17 protein-coding genes are annotated in these 16342 nt (G+C 32.5%); 16 read left to right on the top strand and 1 reads right to left on the bottom strand.

Annotated elements, in window-relative coordinates; genetic code table 11:
• Positions 1–14 precede the first annotated feature (14 nt).
• From LQ688_RS11285 to LQ688_RS11260, 6 genes are all read left to right on the top strand, one after another.
• On the top strand, positions 15–1295 hold the full coding sequence (locus LQ688_RS11285; protein WP_239724733.1) for a cytochrome P450: 1281 nt from the start codon (positions 15–17) through the stop codon (positions 1293–1295).
• Between the two features lie 155 nt (positions 1296–1450).
• Positions 1451–2131: a response regulator transcription factor gene (locus LQ688_RS11280; RefSeq protein WP_017000128.1), complete on the top strand. Its 681-nt coding sequence runs from the start codon at positions 1451–1453 to the stop codon at positions 2129–2131.
• On the top strand, positions 2121–3503 hold the full coding sequence (locus tag LQ688_RS11275; RefSeq protein WP_239724734.1) for a sensor histidine kinase: 1383 nt from the start codon (positions 2121–2123) through the stop codon (positions 3501–3503). The genes LQ688_RS11280 and LQ688_RS11275 overlap by 11 nt, the downstream gene beginning before the upstream one ends.
• A 41-nt stretch (positions 3504–3544) precedes the next feature.
• Entirely contained in the window at positions 3545–4420 is an 876-nt protein-coding gene (rsgA, locus tag LQ688_RS11270; RefSeq protein WP_064211540.1) for a ribosome small subunit-dependent GTPase A, read from the top strand.
• Positions 4420–5067, top strand: coding sequence for a ribulose-phosphate 3-epimerase (gene rpe / locus LQ688_RS11265; protein WP_017000125.1), 648 nt, complete (start codon positions 4420–4422; stop codon positions 5065–5067). The genes rsgA and rpe overlap by 1 nt, the downstream gene beginning before the upstream one ends.
• Positions 5068–5069: 2 nt before the next feature.
• Positions 5070–5711: a thiamine diphosphokinase gene (locus LQ688_RS11260; protein WP_239724735.1), complete on the top strand. Its 642-nt coding sequence runs from the start codon at positions 5070–5072 to the stop codon at positions 5709–5711.
• Positions 5712–5765: 54 nt separating this feature from the next.
• Here LQ688_RS11260 and rpmB read toward each other — a convergent pair whose 3' ends face one another.
• Positions 5766–5954 (bottom strand): 50S ribosomal protein L28, encoded by a 189-nt coding sequence (rpmB, locus tag LQ688_RS11255; protein ID WP_017000124.1) that lies wholly within the window; start codon positions 5952–5954, stop codon positions 5766–5768.
• 311 nt (positions 5955–6265) lie between these two features.
• Between rpmB and LQ688_RS11250 the strand changes: the two genes are divergently transcribed.
• The 10 genes from LQ688_RS11250 (at position 6266) to fabG (ending at position 16300) form a co-directional block, all read left to right on the top strand.
• The gene (locus LQ688_RS11250; RefSeq protein WP_017000123.1) at positions 6266–6640 is read left to right on the top strand and encodes an Asp23/Gls24 family envelope stress response protein; all 375 of its coding nucleotides are present in this window, start codon (positions 6266–6268) and stop codon (positions 6638–6640) included.
• Between the two features lie 15 nt (positions 6641–6655).
• Positions 6656–8305 carry a fatty acid kinase catalytic subunit FakA gene (gene fakA / locus LQ688_RS11245; RefSeq protein ID WP_017000122.1) on the top strand — a complete coding sequence of 550 codons (1650 nt, stop codon included), beginning with the start codon at positions 6656–6658 and terminating at the stop codon, positions 8303–8305.
• A 130-nt stretch (positions 8306–8435) separates the two neighbouring features.
• Positions 8436–9095, top strand: coding sequence for an L-serine ammonia-lyase, iron-sulfur-dependent subunit beta (gene sdaAB / locus LQ688_RS11240; RefSeq protein ID WP_017000121.1), 660 nt, complete (start codon positions 8436–8438; stop codon positions 9093–9095).
• Positions 9096–9114: 19 nt separating this feature from the next.
• Complete coding sequence (gene sdaAA / locus LQ688_RS11235) at positions 9115–9987, top strand: L-serine ammonia-lyase, iron-sulfur-dependent, subunit alpha (protein ID WP_239724736.1); 873 nt, start codon at positions 9115–9117, stop codon at positions 9985–9987.
• A gap of 239 nt (positions 9988–10226) precedes the next feature.
• Positions 10227–12266, top strand: coding sequence for an ATP-dependent DNA helicase RecG (gene recG / locus LQ688_RS11230; protein WP_239724737.1), 2040 nt, complete (start codon positions 10227–10229; stop codon positions 12264–12266).
• A gap of 58 nt (positions 12267–12324) precedes the next feature.
• Complete coding sequence (locus LQ688_RS11225) at positions 12325–12945, top strand: class A sortase (RefSeq protein ID WP_082892475.1); 621 nt, start codon at positions 12325–12327, stop codon at positions 12943–12945.
• A 156-nt stretch (positions 12946–13101) separates the two neighbouring features.
• Positions 13102–13671, top strand: a complete 570-nt coding sequence (gene fapR / locus LQ688_RS11220) for a transcription factor FapR (RefSeq protein ID WP_026023680.1) — start codon at positions 13102–13104, stop codon at positions 13669–13671.
• Complete coding sequence (plsX, locus tag LQ688_RS11215) at positions 13664–14650, top strand: phosphate acyltransferase PlsX (protein ID WP_064204048.1); 987 nt, start codon at positions 13664–13666, stop codon at positions 14648–14650. Before fapR ends, plsX begins: the two co-directional genes overlap by 8 nt.
• Positions 14643–15563 carry an ACP S-malonyltransferase gene (fabD, locus tag LQ688_RS11210; protein WP_064204047.1) on the top strand — a complete coding sequence of 307 codons (921 nt, stop codon included), beginning with the start codon at positions 14643–14645 and terminating at the stop codon, positions 15561–15563. The genes plsX and fabD overlap by 8 nt, the downstream gene beginning before the upstream one ends.
• Entirely contained in the window at positions 15563–16300 is a 738-nt protein-coding gene (gene fabG, locus LQ688_RS11205; RefSeq protein ID WP_064204046.1) for a 3-oxoacyl-[acyl-carrier-protein] reductase, read from the top strand. Before fabD ends, fabG begins: the two co-directional genes overlap by 1 nt.
• Positions 16301–16342: the final 42 nt, after the last annotated feature.

Genomic DNA, 16342 nt, shown 5'->3' with positions numbered 1-16342 from the left:
GGGCAATCATATTTATGGGTAAGAATATACCAAGAGAACGAGGTCTTGATAATACTATTACAGTATTAAAAGAAGCATACGAATATGTACCAAATAGACTTGAAAAACATGACACAAATATTTTTGAATTAAGAGCATTAGGTGGACGTAGAACTGTCGTAATAAGTGGTAAAGAAGCTGCTGAATTATTCTATAATAATGATTTAATTGAAAGACAAGGAACACTACCTAAACGTATTGTAAATACTTTGTTTGGTAAAGGTGCTATACATACTACTGGCGGCAAAAAACATATTGATCGTAAAGCACTATTTATGTCTTTAATGACTGAAGAGAACTTAGAGTATTTAAGAGAACTAACACGTAATCATTGGTTCATGAATACTGAGCGTATGGAAAGAATGGACGAAGTGAATGTTTATAAAGAATCGATCTTAATGCTAACAAAAATTGGCTTTAGATGGGCTGGTATTATTGCTTCTCCTGAAGAAATCGAACAATGTGCAGCAGATATGGATACAATGATTGATTCATTTAAAAATATCGGCACAGTATTTAAAGGATATAGAGAAGCTAAACAAGCAAGAGATCGTGTAGAGACTTTCCTTGAAAATCAAATTATTGCTGTTCGTGAAGGTAAAATAAACCCACCACAAGGTACAGCATTATACGAATTTAGTCATTGGGAAGATTTCGAAGGTAACTTAATGGATTCTAGATTATGTTCTATTGATTTAATGAACGTTGTTCGTCCATTAGTTGCGATTAACCGTTTTGTAAGCTTTGGTGTAAAAGCTTTCCATGATTATCCTGGTGAAGCAGAACGCGTCTTTAATAATGAAGATGACTACGCTTATAAATTTATCCAAGAAGTTAGAAGATTCTATCCATTCGTACCTTATTTACCAGGTAAAGCTGCGGTAGATATTGATTTTGAAGGTTATACAATCGAAAAAGATACTTTCTTAGTATTAGATATTTACGGTACATTACACAGAGATGGTCTATGGGAAAATCCTGAAAGATTCTATCCTAATCGCTTTAACGATTGGGACGGTAGTCCATTCGACTTAATTCCGCAAGGTGGCGGAGATTATTACACAAATCACCGTTGTGCTGGTGAATGGATGACAATAATTATAATGGAAGAAACAATGAAATATTTCGCTCAAAATATTTCTTACGATGTTAAAAAAGATCAAGATACGTCTGTTAATTTAAATAAATTACCTGGTCGTGTTGTTGACGGAATGATTATCACAAATGTTAACGCACTAGTTAACCGAAACGTATAAAATGAAAGTGATTTTATAAATGATAATGTATATGAGGCTGAGACATTTATTTTATGTCCTAGCCTCATATTTTTTCATAAATTAAATAGAAAAATAAGGTATTATGAGAAATTTTTATTCAATTTTTGGTATGATAGGAAGTAAGAGGTGATAGCTTGGTTAACTGTTTAGTTGTAGATGATGATCGATTTATTTTGAATGATTTAAAAAGAGAAATAGAGCGTGAAAATATACATGTTATTACGAGTTTAAATGGAGAAGAAGCTTTAGATGTTGTAGAGCATCAACATATAGATATTGCTGTTGTCGATATTATGATGCCAGGTATTGATGGGTTTGAACTTTGTAAAATGCTAAAAGACAGCTTTGATGTACCAGTCATTATGTTAACTGCTCGGGATGAACTTAGTGATAAAGAAAATGCATTTTTAGCTGGTACGGACGATTACGTTACTAAACCATTTGAAATGAAAGAATTAATTTTTAGAATTAAAGCTGTTCTTAGAAGGTTTCAAATTAATACTTCTAACGAATTGAAAATAGGCAATACTACAGTTAATTCTATCGATATGGAAATAACCATTAATCAAAAATCAATGCTACTACCCAAAAAGGAATTTACACTATTAGATTATTTAATGAGGAACAAAGATAAAGTGTTACAAAGAGAACGCATTATAGAAGTTGTTTGGGGATTAGATTTCGAAGGTGATGAAAGAACGTTAGATGTTCATGTCAAACGTTTAAGAAAAAGACTTGAAAAATTAAATAGCGACGTGCTTATTAAAACTGTAAGAGGTGTTGGTTATAAGGTGGTGCTAGAAGGTGAAGTTTAAATCATTAGCTCAGCGTATCACCATTTATACGATTGTAGTAATGATAATAAGTTCTGTTCTAGGATTCGTTTTAACCAATATTTATTATCATATAGATTTGAAAAATAAAAACGACCAAAAAGTCATGCAAACATTAAAAAAAGTACAAAAGTATATTGATGATGATGAAGGTGTATCTTTGGATACATATTTAAATCACGTTAGTGATTTGCATTATCAAGCCATTCTATATGATGAAAAACAAAAAGCTACTTACTATGGTGATTCATTTAGGAAATTTAATTTAGCCAAAGGTGAAGTTACGAAAGTTTTAGATGGTAAAGATTATCATGGAATAAAACAAAGACCATTTAATATTTTTATAACAGGCTTCTTTGACAATGAAACGAGAAATACAGTAGGTCTTAAAATCAATCATAATGGAGAACATTATGCCTTATTCATGAGACCAAGCGTAGGGACGATGTTAGGTGAATTTAGAGTATTCTTAGCGATATTACTTGTTTTATTAATTATAATTTCACTCATACTAGTTATGTTCTCTAGCTATTCGTTAACAACGCCAATTAGAAGGTTGATGCGAACAACTAAAGCTATAGGTAAGGGTAATTTTGATGTTGATATTAAAGTAACTCGTGATGATGAAATTGGGGTACTTCAACAAAGGTTTATAAGGATGAGAGATGAATTAAAACAACTAGATACAATGCGTCAATCTTTCGTTCAAAATGTATCCCATGAAATTAAATCACCATTACAATCAATTTTAAGCTTACTAAGAGAACTTGAACATGAAGAAAACGCAGATAAGAGAACTCAAATTATTGAAGATATTTATAGCAGAGCTTATAGATTGAGTAATTTGACGAAGCAACTGTTATTGTTATCTGAATTAGATAACAATGAACATTTAACTTTTGATGATGATATAGAGCTAGATAAGTTATTAAAAGACATAGTGAGAAATTTAAATTATTTTATTGATGAAAAAGATATGTCAGTTATGTTTGATTTAGAAGAAATAAATATTAAAGGGAACTCTAAGTTGCTATATCAAGCATTTTATAATATTTTAAACAATGCTATTAAATATTCACCAGAATTTAGTATGATTCAAATTAAATTATTTTATGATGAAAACAAAACGTATGTTTCTATCATCGATGAAGGTTTCGGCATGTCACCAGAACAACTATCACAAATAAAAGATAGATTTTATAAAGGTGATCAATCACATAATATCCATGCAGACAGCAATGGTTTGGGATTATCTATAGTAGAATCAATTATTCAATATCATGATGCAGATATCGATATAAAAAGTGAGATTGATGAAGGAACTGAAGTCGTGGTATCGTTTAAGAAACCATAAACTTATAGTTAGCTATAATAAAAAAATAGGTAGGTGTTAAATTGAAAACAGGTCGTATAATAAAATCGATTAGCGGCGATTATTCGGTTCAAACTGAAGATGGAGTTTATATAACAAAAGCTAGAGGTTTATTTCGTAAAAAGAAAACATCACCAACAGTTGGGGATATTGTTGATTTTCAAGTAGAGAATGAAACCGGTGGCTATATTCAACATATTCATGAAAGAGAGAATATATTACTAAGACCTCCTGTGTCGAACATTAATAAAGTAATTGTAGTGATGAGCGCAGTAGAACCAGAACTGAGTCAACAGCTTTTGGACCGTTTTTTAGTCGTAGTTCATTCATATAATATTTCACCAGTCATATGTGTCACAAAAAAAGACTTGGCTACTGATGAACAAAGCGCACAGATTAAACAGTTGTTAAATGAATATAAAATGATTGGCTATGAAACAATTTTTGTCGGTAATGACGATGATTTGTCATTAACAATCAAACCGCTCATAAAAGGTATTATCGTCTTAAGTGGTCAGTCAGGTGTAGGAAAGTCATCTATGATGAATCGATTATTTGAAGACTTAAATATTGAAACAAACAAGATTTCTAAAGCATTAAATAGAGGAAAACATACTACTAGACATGTCGAACTTTTTGAAATGGAAGATGGATTTTTGGCTGATACTCCAGGGTTTAGTGCATTGGATTTTTCTCATATTGAAAAAGAAGATTTAACAAATTATTTTCCTGAATTTGAAGAAGTAAAATCAGAATGTAAATTTAGAAATTGTACACATATTAACGAACCAAAGTGCGCAGTTAAAACTTTAATCGAAGAAAGAGAATTTTATAAAACGAGATATAATCATTATGTAGCGTTATTCGAAGAAATACAAAATAGAAAGGTAAGATATTAATGGTCAAAATAGCACCGTCACTATTAGCATGTGATTTTTCAATTTTAAAAGAAGAAGTAGATAAAGTTCGTGAAAGTGGAGCAGATATATTACATTTTGACGTGATGGATGGACAATTTGTTCCTAACATTTCAATAGGGTTACCAATACTAGAATCATTAAGAAAAATAACTGATATGACGATTGATACACACTTAATGATTGAAGATCCAGAACAAATGATTGATTTATTCTGTGAAGCTGGTAGTGACATGGTTTCAGTTCATTATGAAGCAACACCGCATATCCATAGAGCTATACAACAAATAAAGTCACATGATAAATTAGCTGGAGTCGTTATCAACCCAGGAACGCCTGTGCAGTTAATAGCTCAAATATTACAAGATGTTGATTTTGTATTAATCATGACAGTTAATCCTGGGTTTGGTGGCCAATCATTCATAGAAACAACTTTAGATAAAATAGAATGGTTAAATGAGTACAGACAAGAACACGGTTTAAACTTTGAAATAGAGGTCGATGGTGGTATCAACGAAACCACAAGTGCTCAATGCATAGACAAGGGCGCTGATATATTAGTAGCAGGATCTTATTATTTTAAACATGATGATTATAAGCAACCTGTACTTAAATTAAAGGGTGATTAACTTTGAAAGTAAAATTATTATGTAGCGTAAGAAATATTCCATCTAATCTATTTGATGATAAAAATGTAGACTGGATCGGTGTAGATAGAGGCACTTTAGAGTTGGTTAACAATCAAACCAAGCCTGTATCAGCAGTTGGGGATTTTGATTCTGTTAATGAACAAGAGTTAGAACAAATAAGGAAAGCTATAGATGTTTACCCCGTCAAGAAAGAAAAAGATGATACAGATTTAGCGTTAGCAGTAAATTTAGCGGTTGATATGGGATATACTGAAATAGAAATTTATGGCGCAACAGGTGGCAGATTAGATCACTATATGGGCGCGGTTCAAATTTTAACAAAACCAGAATTTTTAAAGCAAGATTTTAAAATTTCACTTATTGATCAACAAAATCATATAAGTGTTTTAAAACCTGGGAAACACGAAATATTTAGAGTAGAAGATATGACTTATGTATCATTTGTACCTTTAAATACAGGTATTAGAATTAAATTGGATGAATTGAAATATGAATTGCCGTTTACAACACTAGATCAAGGTTCTACGTTAACCATTAGCAATGAGTTTAAAGAGGGATTGGAACGAGGTTTCGTACAAGTTGAGTTAGGAAATGTATTAATTATTCAAAGTAAAGACATATAAAAAAAGAGAACCTTCCACACAAAGGTTCTCTTTACTATATGTGACTTATATTCATTAAACGCGTGTAACTTTACCTGATTTAAGAGCACGAGCAGAAACCCATACACGTTTAGGTTTACCGTCAACTAAAATTCTAACTTTTTGTAAGTTAGCGTTCCAACGACGTTTGTTAGCATTTAATGCGTGAGAACGATGGTTACCCGTTCTAGCTTTACGACCTGTTACGAAACATTCTTTAGCCATAAATATCCTCCTTTAATGAAATATAAATACACATTTATTTACGTTTACACACTTTAATAATATAACACGCGTATTATGCCATTTCAATATCTAATTTACAAAAATAAGAAAAAATATCAACAAATTTCGCTAAAAGTATTTTAAAGTTGAGTTTATTTGTTATAATTATATCTTGTGAAAACGTTGCTTACGTAAAAACAATAAAATGATGAATTCTTGCGATTTGAATGTTATTTTAAGTATAATTAAAAAGAACATAAATAATGAAGATAAATACGTATATATTCTAGATTATTAGGAGGGACGAAATCATGACTTTAGAAATTACAAATGAGTATGGCAGTATCGATATATCAAATGATGTTATTGCAACATTAGCAGGCGGAGCTGCTGTAGAATGTTATGGTATTGTTGGAATGGCAAGTAAGCATCAAGTAAGAGATGGAATTGCTGAGATTTTAGGGCGAGATAATTACTCTAAAGGCGTTATCGTATCTCAAAATGAAGGTGTGCTTGACGTTGATATGTATATAATTGTGAGTTATGGAACTAAAATTTCAGAAATAGCAAACAATGTTCAATCTGCTGTTAAATATACTTTGGAGCAATCATTAAAATTAAAAGTCAACGCAGTAAACATATATATCCAAGGTGTTCGTGTGATTAATGATGATGAGGAAGCATAGGGAGGCAATTAGAGTATGAAAAAGATTGACGGCAAATTGTTTGCTGATATGATCGTTCAAGGATCAGATAGTTTATCAAACAATGCAGATTTTGTAGATTCTTTAAACGTATTTCCAGTTCCAGATGGTGATACAGGTACAAACATGAATTTATCTATGTCATCGGGCGCAGGTGAAGTGAAAACCCAAAACAGCGCACATATAGGAGAAGTAGGAAAAGTTTTCTCTAAAGGTTTATTGATGGGAGCGCGAGGAAACTCAGGCGTAATATTATCCCAGTTATTTAGAGGTTTTTCTAAATCAATTGAAAATGAAAATGAAATAGATGCTATACAATTTGCTAAAGCGTTCCAAGCAGGTGTTAATACAGCGTATAAAGCTGTTATGAAACCTGTTGAGGGTACAATACTAACAGTAGCAAGAGAAGCTGGTGAGGCTGCTGTAAAATCGGCTGAGACAACAGACGATATTATTACTGTAATGGAAGCGGTTATTGAATCAGGTCAAGTAGCACTAGATAATACACCAAACCAACTACCTGTACTTAAAGAAGTAGGTGTTGTCGATAGTGGTGGACAAGGTTTGATGTTTGTTTATGAAGGATTCCTTGCTACTTTAAAAGGAGAAAAAATAGCTCCAAACAGAGAAAAAGTAGATACTGACGAATTTATAAATGATGATCATGATTTTGGCGGCATTATCGATACAGAAGATATTGTTTATGGTTACTGCACAGAAATTATGGTGCGATTCGATAAAGATAAAAAACCATTTGATGAAGAACAATTTAGACAAGATATGAGTGAATTTGGTGATTCATTATTAGTTATTTCTGATGATGAAATTGTTAAAGTCCATGTACACTCAGAAACGCCTGGTGAAGTGTTAACTTACGGTAGCCAATATGGTGAACTTATTAAAATGAAAATTGAAAACATGCGCGAACAACACAGAGAAGTGTTAAGAAAAAGTGCAGATAAAAAAATAAAACAAGAAAAACAAGAAGAAATTGACACTGCAGTGATTACAATTTCAATGGGTGACGGTATCACTAAATTATTTAAATCGCTTGGTGCAACTCATGTAATTAGCGGTGGACAAACTATGAATCCATCGACTGAAGACATTGTAAAAGTAGTAAAAGAATCTGGTTGTAAGAAAGCAATTATTCTACCAAATAATAAAAATATCATTATGGCAGCTGAACAAGTTGAACAATTAGTTGATATTCCAGTAGCTGTCGTTACATCTAAGACTGTATCACAAGGTTTATCAGCAATGTTAAACTTCAATTTAGAGCAGTCTATAGAAGAAAACAAAGCACAAATGGAAGATGCAATGCAATTCGTTAAATCTGGATCTGTTACTTATGCGGTAAGAGATACGAATATTGATGGTATCACAATTAAAAAAGGCGAATTCATGGGAATTAATGAAGGTAAAATTAAAGTAAGTGATTCTGATCATGTAGCCGTTAGTCAAAAGTTAATTGATGATATGCTAGATGAAGATAGTGAGATTTTAACAATCATTAAAGGTGAAGATGCAACTGACGAAGAAGTGAGTAAACTAGAAAGTTATGTTGAAGAACACTATGAAGATGTTGAAATTGAAGTACATCAAGGTGATCAACCTATTTATTCATTCTTATTCTCAGTTGAATAATTAAAAGCAATGAAGAACAACAATGTTAATAATTTGACGTTGTTGTTTTTTCTGTTTTAAAACGCTTACAAAATTTAGTAAAGTTGTTATAATGGTATGGTGAAATCAAAAGAGAAATGAGTGATAATTGATGAAATATACAAGTGTCTTTGACATTATAGGTCCTGTTATGGTTGGACCATCATCATCTCATACTGCTGGGGCAGTTAGAATCGGCTTAATAGCTAGAGGGCTTTTTAATGGGAAACCGAAGCATGTAGATATATATTTATATGGTTCTTTTATGGAAACTTATAAAGGACATGGAACAGATGTCGCACTTGTGGGTGGTCTTTTAGGATACGATACAGACGATGATAGAATTAAAACAAGTCTAAAAGATGCAGAACAACAAGGTATTGAGGTTAATTTTATAGAGATGTTCGAAGAAAGATCACATCCTAACACTGCGATTATTAGTATGCGTAATGAAGAATTAGAAATTTCAGTAGAAGGTATTTCTATAGGTGGCGGTAAAGTTGAAATTGTTGCCATAAATGGATTTAAGATAGCAATCAGTGGTAATTATCCAGCGTTACTTGTCTTTCATAAAGATACTTTTGGGACAATTGGGAAAGTTACAAATGTCTTTGGTGAATATCGAATTAATGTTGGTAGTATGCAAGTAGCTCGTAAAGAAAAAGGTGAACTCGCTTTAATGACTTGTGAATTGGACGATGATATACCACAAGAAGTATTAAACAAAATACAAGAAATTGACGGCGTACAAACTGTGTCATTAATGGGGTAAGTTAAAAAGGAGGGTTATAATGTTTCAAAGTGTAAAAGAACTTATAGAAATATGTGAAAAAGAAAATAAAAAAATATACGAAGTTATGATCGAACAAGAAATAAGCGTAACAAAGCTCTCCAAAGAAGAAGTGTATAAAAATATGGAACGCAACCTTGATACAATGGAGAAAGCTATAGAGCGTGGTATTAATGGTGTAACTTCCACTACAGGATTAACTGGTATGGATGCTGTATTATTACAAGATTATTTAGAAAGCGGTAAATCACTTTCTGGAGACTTAATGATAGATGCTGTAAGTAAAGCAGTCGCGACTAATGAAGTAAATGCAGCGATGGGTAAAATATGTGCAACGCCAACAGCAGGGTCTGCTGGTGTAGCGCCCGGCGTATTGTTTGCATTAAAAAAACGCCTGAATCCATCAAGAGAAGATATGATTCATTTTCTATTCACAACAGGAGCATTTGGTTTTGTTGTTGCTAATAATGCTTCAATTTCTGGTGCTGCAGGCGGTTGTCAAGCTGAAGTTGGATCTGCAGCAGCAATGAGTGCAGCAGCTACAGTTGAAATGGCTGGAGGTACACCACAACAGTCTGCTGAAGCATTTGCGATCAGCCTGAAAAACATGCTTGGATTAGTATGTGATCCAGTAGCCGGTCTTGTAGAAGTACCATGTGTTAAACGTAATGCTGCTGGCGCTTCAAATGCTATTATTTCAGCTGATATGGCATTAGCAGGTGTAACGTCACGAATACCTACAGATGAAGTAATCGAAGCTATGTACAAAATAGGGCAAACAATGCCTTCAGCGCTTCGAGAAACAGGTAGAGGTGGCTTAGCAGGTACACCAACAGGTGAAAGATTGAAACAAGAAATCTTCGGAAATTTATAAACAATAAAAGTGCTATGTGAAAGGATTACATTCCTAATTTCATAGTAAAGCTCCTAATCCGTTGTTTTTAGATAACGGCTTAGGAGCTTTTATTTATATCTTCGGTATTGAAAGTATATGTTTATGTACATATTATTTCAGGGAAACTACTATTATCTTGTCTCATGACTTTCTTAACAATTGGTTTAATAAATATAAATGTTCTATAATAGTAGTATTAATTAATTTAGGTGATAAAAATGAAAAAGCAACATCTGATATATACTAATCACAAACTACAAGAATTAAAAGGTGTTGGCCCGAAAAGTCTTCAATTATTGAATGAGTTAAATATTCATACATTAGAAGATTTAGTTTTATATTTACCGACACGTTATGAAGATGAATCTGTTATTAATTTAAATGAAGCATCAGATGGTGATGTCGTGACGGTTACAGGAGAAGTTTATTCATCTCCAACAGTAGCTTTTTTTGGTAGAAATCGTTCGAAACTCACATGTCATATGATGATAAATGATATTGCAGTAAAAGTGACTTTCTTTAATCAACCATATTTGAAAAAACGTTTAGTAATGGGCGAAACTGTAACTGTAAAAGGAAAATGGGAGCAAAAAAAGCAGATTATTACTGGACAGAAAGTAATGGCCGAAAGACAAGAAGGTGGCAATACATTAACGCCAATATATCGTTTGAAAGAAGGACTAAAGCAAAAGCAACTTAATAAATATATTGAACAAGCATTAAGTTTAGTAGATATTGACGAATGGTTATCAGAAGATTTAATTAGTAAATATAAATTGATGTCTTTAAAAGATGTTATTCCAATTTTACATAGACCAATAGAGTTTGATTATTTAAAAATGGCGCGTAGAACTTTTGCTTTTAATGAGCTATTTTTATTCCAACTTAAAATGAAGTGGTTAAGTAAGCTTGAAAAAGAAGCAAACAAAATTGAAGGTTTAAATTATAATGTTCAAGATGTTAAAGAATTTATAGATACGTTGCCATTTGAATTAACAGATGCTCAAAAGAGTAGCGTGAACGAGATTTTCAGAGATTTAAAAGCACCTATAAAGATGCACAGACTTTTACAAGGTGATGTTGGTTCAGGAAAAACAGTTGTGGCTGCTATTGCAATTTATGCAATGTTTAATGCGAATAAGCAAAGTGCATTAATGGTCCCTACAGAAATTTTGGCAGAACAACATGCTATTAGTTTAGACGAGTTATTTGGAGGTCGTTTGAACGTGGCTTTATTAACCAGTTCGGTAAAAGGTAAAAAAAGAAAGCTTTTACTTGAACAATTAAGAGCTGGACAAGTAGATATATTAGTAGGTACACATGCTCTTATACAAGATGATGTTGAATTTAATGATATTGGTTTAGTTATTATTGATGAACAACATAGATTTGGCGTGAATCAACGTAAAAAGTTGAGAGAAAAAGGTGCAGATACAAATGTATTATTTATGACTGCGACACCCATCCCTAGAACGTTATCTATATCAGCTTTTGGAGAAATGGACGTCTCTTCTATTAAACAAATGCCCAAGGGTCGTAAGGAAATCATCACTTCGTGGGCAAAACACGATGAAATCGATAGTGTGTTAAATCAACTTAATAGTGAGATAGTTAAAGGTAGACAAGCTTATGTAATATGTCCACTCATTGAAGAGAGCGAAGCATTAGATGTCCAAAATGTTACTGCTATATATGAACAACTACAATTGAAGTTTGGATCTGAAAAAGTTGGTTTACTCCACGGTAAAATGACATCGGATGAAAAAGACCATATTATGAATCGATTTAGCAATAATGAAATTGCTATTTTAGTTTCTACAACTGTGGTTGAAGTAGGTGTTAACGTTCCAAATGCTACGTTTATGATAATATATGATGCTGATAGATTTGGATTATCGACACTACATCAATTAAGAGGAAGAGTAGGAAGAAGTAATCATCAAAGTTACTGTACACTTGTTGCTTCACCAAAAACTGAAAGTGGTGTTGAACGAATGCATATTATGACAGAATCTACAGATGGTTTCTATTTATCTGAAAGGGATTTAGAAATGCGTGGCCCTGGTGATTTCTTTGGTGTTAAACAAAGTGGTTTACCAGACTTTAGAGTAGCAAATATAGTGGAAGACTATAGAATGCTTGAAGTAGCGAGAGATGAAGCAAGCGAATTGGTTCAATCGGGTGAGTTTTTCAAACCTAAATATGATAAATTGAGACTGTTAGTACAAGAAACAATGGAAGAGCAAAATTTCGATTGACAAGAGAAAGCCGATTGTATAAATTTAAATTACCATTATTTGAGAGTAGGTAAGTATTATGAGATGGGTATTAAGAACAATTGGTGTTTTACTCATTTTAGTATCGATCACGATATTCTTTTGGAATGACGTTAGAACATACTTTACAGAACGCGTAAATGATAAAGTGATTACTTCATACGAAAATCAAGATAATAAAGTAAAAGTAAATCCTGTTGAATCTTGGATTACGAAGACGGAAATGAATGAGCTTGAAATAAATGATAATATGGTTGGTTATTTAAAAATACCGACAGCCGATATTAATGAGCCGATTTTTAAAGGTCCTGCAACAGAACAAAATTTAAAAAATGGTTTATCGTTAGTAGATGAAGGTGAAAAACTTACAGAACAAAATGTTGCAATAGCTGGTCATAGAGTCGAAGGTGCTGGTATTCGCTTTAACTATTTGGATAGAGCGAAAATTGGAGATAAAGTAGAATTGATTACTAAAGAAGGTAAAAAAACATTTAAAATTGATAATATTAAAAACGTTAAGCCAACACAAGTAGAAGTGTTAAATGAGCATAAAGATAAGCCAAACCAACTCACTTTAATTACATGTGATTCTTATAATCCTGATACTTTATTGTTTGAAGAACGTATGATTTACACAGCAATTGAAGAAAAAAGCGCATAATTAAGACCAAGCGAGTGAAAAAAATAAATTTCACTCGTTTTTTATTGTATAATTTGTTGAGAATATTGTCGTGCCCGTGTTAGTATAAATAAGGTAGGTCATGATAGCAGGTGCTAATTATAGCTATAAGTACATAATAGAATGGATTTGGATGAGATGAAATTAACAAAAGCAAATCGTCAGAAAGAACTTACAAATCGATTAAAAGAAGAACCGTTTGTTACTGACGAAACGTTAAGTGAATATTTTAATGTAAGCATCCAAACTATTAGATTAGATAGAATGGAGCTTGGCATTCCTGAATTAAGGCGTCGTATTAAAGACGTTGCAACAAAACAACATGATGAAATTAAATCATTACCGATAGAAGATGTAATTGGTGAAATTATAGACATAGAATTAGATAAATCCGCAATTTCACTTTTAGATATTAAAGATGAACATGTTTTTACAAGAAATAAAATTGCGAGAGGGCACTATATATTCGCCCAAGCAAATTCTCTATGTGTTGCACTTATTAATGATGAATTAGCTTTAACGACTAAAGGTTCTGTACAATTTATAAAGTCAGTTAAGTTGAATGAGCGAGTAATTGCTAAAGCTACGGTGATTAATAAATCTAAACATATTGCTAAAGTTGATGTAACAAGTACAGTGCATGGAGAGACAGTATTTAAAGGACAATTTGAAATGTATTATGCAAGCGAGGGTGAAAAAAATGGTTAAAATTGCGGTAGATATGATGGGTGGAGATGAAGCTCCAGATATCGTAATAGAAGCGGTAAAAAATGCCGTAAATGATTTTCCAGATTTAGAAATATTACTTTTTGGTGATGAAAAGAAATATAATTTTGAACATGAACGCATCACTTTTACACATACTGATGAGAAGATAACAATGGATGATGAACCTGTAAGAGCTATAAAAAGAAAGAAAAACGCATCTATGGTATTAATGGCTCAGGCTGTGAAAGAAGGTAAGGCAGAAGGTTGTGTATCTGCGGGGAATACAGGAGCGTTGATGAGTAGTGGCTTATTTATTGTTGGAAGAATTAAAGGCATAGAAAGACCAGCGCTTGTCGCAACATTCCCTACGGTTACGGGTAAAGGTTTTGTGTTTTTAGATATTGGTGCGAATTCTGATGCTAAACCTGAACATTTAGTGCAATATGCAAAAATGGGCGAAATTTATGCTAAACAAGTTAGAAGCATTGATAACCCATCATTAGCTTTGCTGAACATTGGTACTGAAGAATCAAAAGGTAATCAACAAACTAAAAAGACATACCAATTATTAAAACAAGAAAGTTTTGATAATTTTATTGGAAACGTAGAGTCAAAATCTTTATTATTAGATGCATGTGATGTTGTTGTTGCAGATGGTTATAGTGGTAATATGGTCTTAAAAACAATCGAAGGTACTGCTAGTGCTATTTTTAAAATGATGAAAGAAGCAATGTTTTCATCAACTAAAAATAAACTCGCTGCATTGACATTAAAAAAAGACATCAATAAAATTCGTGATAAAATGGATTATGCAGAATATGGCGGTTCTGTGTTACTAGGATTAAATGGCGTTGTAGTAAAAGCGCATGGTTCTTCTAATGAGCGTGCATTTTATAACGCGATAAGACAAGCAAAACTCGCTGCAGATACAAAAATCGTAGATAAAATGAGAAAGGCAGTAGGTGATGTAATTGAGTAAAATAGCAATCATGTTTCCTGGTCAAGGATCACAAAAAGTAGGTATGGCAGAAGATTTATACCAAACAGATATCAACGCTACTTCTATCCTAGATAGAGCTAATGAATCATTATCATTCGATTTATTAGATGTTATGTTTAAAGATTCAGAAGGTATATTAGGTTTAACTGAATATACGCAACCAGCTTTATTAACACATAGTACTGCACTGATGAATACTTTAAAAGATATAAACTATGATTATGCACTAGGACATAGTTTAGGTGAATATTCAGCATTAGTATCAGAAGGCGTATTAAAATTTGAAGATGCAGTTCAAATTGTACATAAACGTGGACTATTAATGTCTGAAGCGTTTCCTCAAGGCGTAGGTTCAATGGCTGCAGTATTAGGATTAAATATTGATGAAGTTAGAGAAATTTGTGGAAAATTATCAACAGAAGATGAAATAATAGAACCAGCGAACATAAACTGTCCTGGTCAGATTGTAGTTTCTGGTCACACAACTTTAATTGAAAAATTAGTATCAGAAGGTAAATCATTAGGTGCTAAACGTGTTATGCCATTAAAAGTATCTGGTCCTTTCCATTCTTCTATGATGAAAACTATTGCTGCAGATTTCAAAGCATACATAGATCAATTTGAATGGCACGACGCAGAACACCCAATTGTACAAAACGTTCATGCTAAACCAGAAACAGATCACAACGTTATTAAAGAAAATATGGTAAAACAATTGTTCTCACCAGTTGAATATAGTCAATCCATTGAATATTTAATTGCAGATGGTGTTGATCACTTTATAGAAATAGGTCCAAACAAAGTTTTATCAGGACTTGTTAAAAAAATAAGCAGAGATGTTAAAATAACTTCAATTCAAACAATTGATGATGTTAAAGGATGGAATGAATAATGACAAAAACTGCACTTGTAACAGGCGCTTCTCGAGGCATAGGTAAAAAAATAGCATTACAACTAGGTGAAGAAGGTTATAACGTTGTAGTCAATTATGCTGGGAATAAAGAAAAAGCAGAAGAAGTTGTCTCTGAAATAAAAACTTTCGGCGTAGACGCATTCGCAATACAAGCTAACGTAAGCGAACAAGACGAAGTAAAAGCAATGATTAAAGAAACATTAAATCAATTTGGAACCATCGACGTACTTGTAAATAATGCTGGTATCACACGTGATAACTTACTTATGAGAATGAAACAAAACGAGTGGGATGATGTAATCAATACAAACTTAAAAGGTGTATTTAACTGTGTACAAGCAGTTACAAGACCGATGTTAAAACAAAAATCAGGACGTATTATTAACTTGTCTAGTGTAGTAGGTTCAGTAGGTAACCCAGGACAAATTAACTACGTTGCAACAAAATCAGGTGTAGAAGGTATGACGAAAACATTCGCTCGTGAATTAGCATCTCGAGGCATTACATGTAATGCTGTTGCACCAGGATTTATTGTTTCTGATATGACTGATCAATTATCAGACGAGTTAAAAGAACAAATGAAATCACAGATACCTTTAGATCGTTTTGGTGAAGATAGTGATATTGCGCACACAGTAGCATTTTTAGCGAGTGAAAAAGCAAATTACATTACTGGCCAAACAATTCATGTTAACGGTGGCATGTACATGCAATAATTTGGTATTATTCATGTTAGTGTGAAATATAAAAGTTTTAAA

Origin of the sequence: Mammaliicoccus sp. J-M40, assembly GCF_022386395.1 — a bacterium.
Lineage (GTDB): Bacteria > Bacillota > Bacilli > Staphylococcales > Staphylococcaceae > Mammaliicoccus > Mammaliicoccus lentus.
Note: the sequence above shows the minus strand (reverse complement) of the source record. Positions and strands in the feature narration are given on the sequence as shown.

Excerpts from the sequence above, each read along its gene's own strand:
- LQ688_RS11225 (WP_082892475.1), top strand. The coding sequence starts at position 12,325 with ATGAGATGGGTATTAAGAACAATTGGTGTTTTACTCATTTTAGTATCG.
- fapR (WP_026023680.1), top strand. The coding sequence starts at position 13,102 with ATGAAATTAACAAAAGCAAATCGTCAGAAAGAACTTACAAATCGATTA.
- recG (WP_239724737.1), top strand. The coding sequence starts at position 10,227 with ATGAAAAAGCAACATCTGATATATACTAATCACAAACTACAAGAATTA.
- fabG (WP_064204046.1), top strand. The coding sequence starts at position 15,563 with ATGACAAAAACTGCACTTGTAACAGGCGCTTCTCGAGGCATAGGTAAA.
- fakA (WP_017000122.1), top strand. The coding sequence starts at position 6,656 with ATGAAAAAGATTGACGGCAAATTGTTTGCTGATATGATCGTTCAAGGA.
- LQ688_RS11250 (WP_017000123.1), top strand. The coding sequence starts at position 6,266 with ATGACTTTAGAAATTACAAATGAGTATGGCAGTATCGATATATCAAAT.
- sdaAB (WP_017000121.1), top strand. The coding sequence starts at position 8,436 with ATGAAATATACAAGTGTCTTTGACATTATAGGTCCTGTTATGGTTGGA.
- rpmB (WP_017000124.1), bottom strand. The coding sequence starts at position 5,954 with ATGGCTAAAGAATGTTTCGTAACAGGTCGTAAAGCTAGAACGGGTAAC.
- rpe (WP_017000125.1), top strand. The coding sequence starts at position 4,420 with ATGGTCAAAATAGCACCGTCACTATTAGCATGTGATTTTTCAATTTTA.
- sdaAA (WP_239724736.1), top strand. The coding sequence starts at position 9,115 with ATGTTTCAAAGTGTAAAAGAACTTATAGAAATATGTGAAAAAGAAAAT.
- LQ688_RS11285 (WP_239724733.1), top strand. The coding sequence starts at position 15 with ATGGGTAAGAATATACCAAGAGAACGAGGTCTTGATAATACTATTACA.
- plsX (WP_064204048.1), top strand. The coding sequence starts at position 13,664 with ATGGTTAAAATTGCGGTAGATATGATGGGTGGAGATGAAGCTCCAGAT.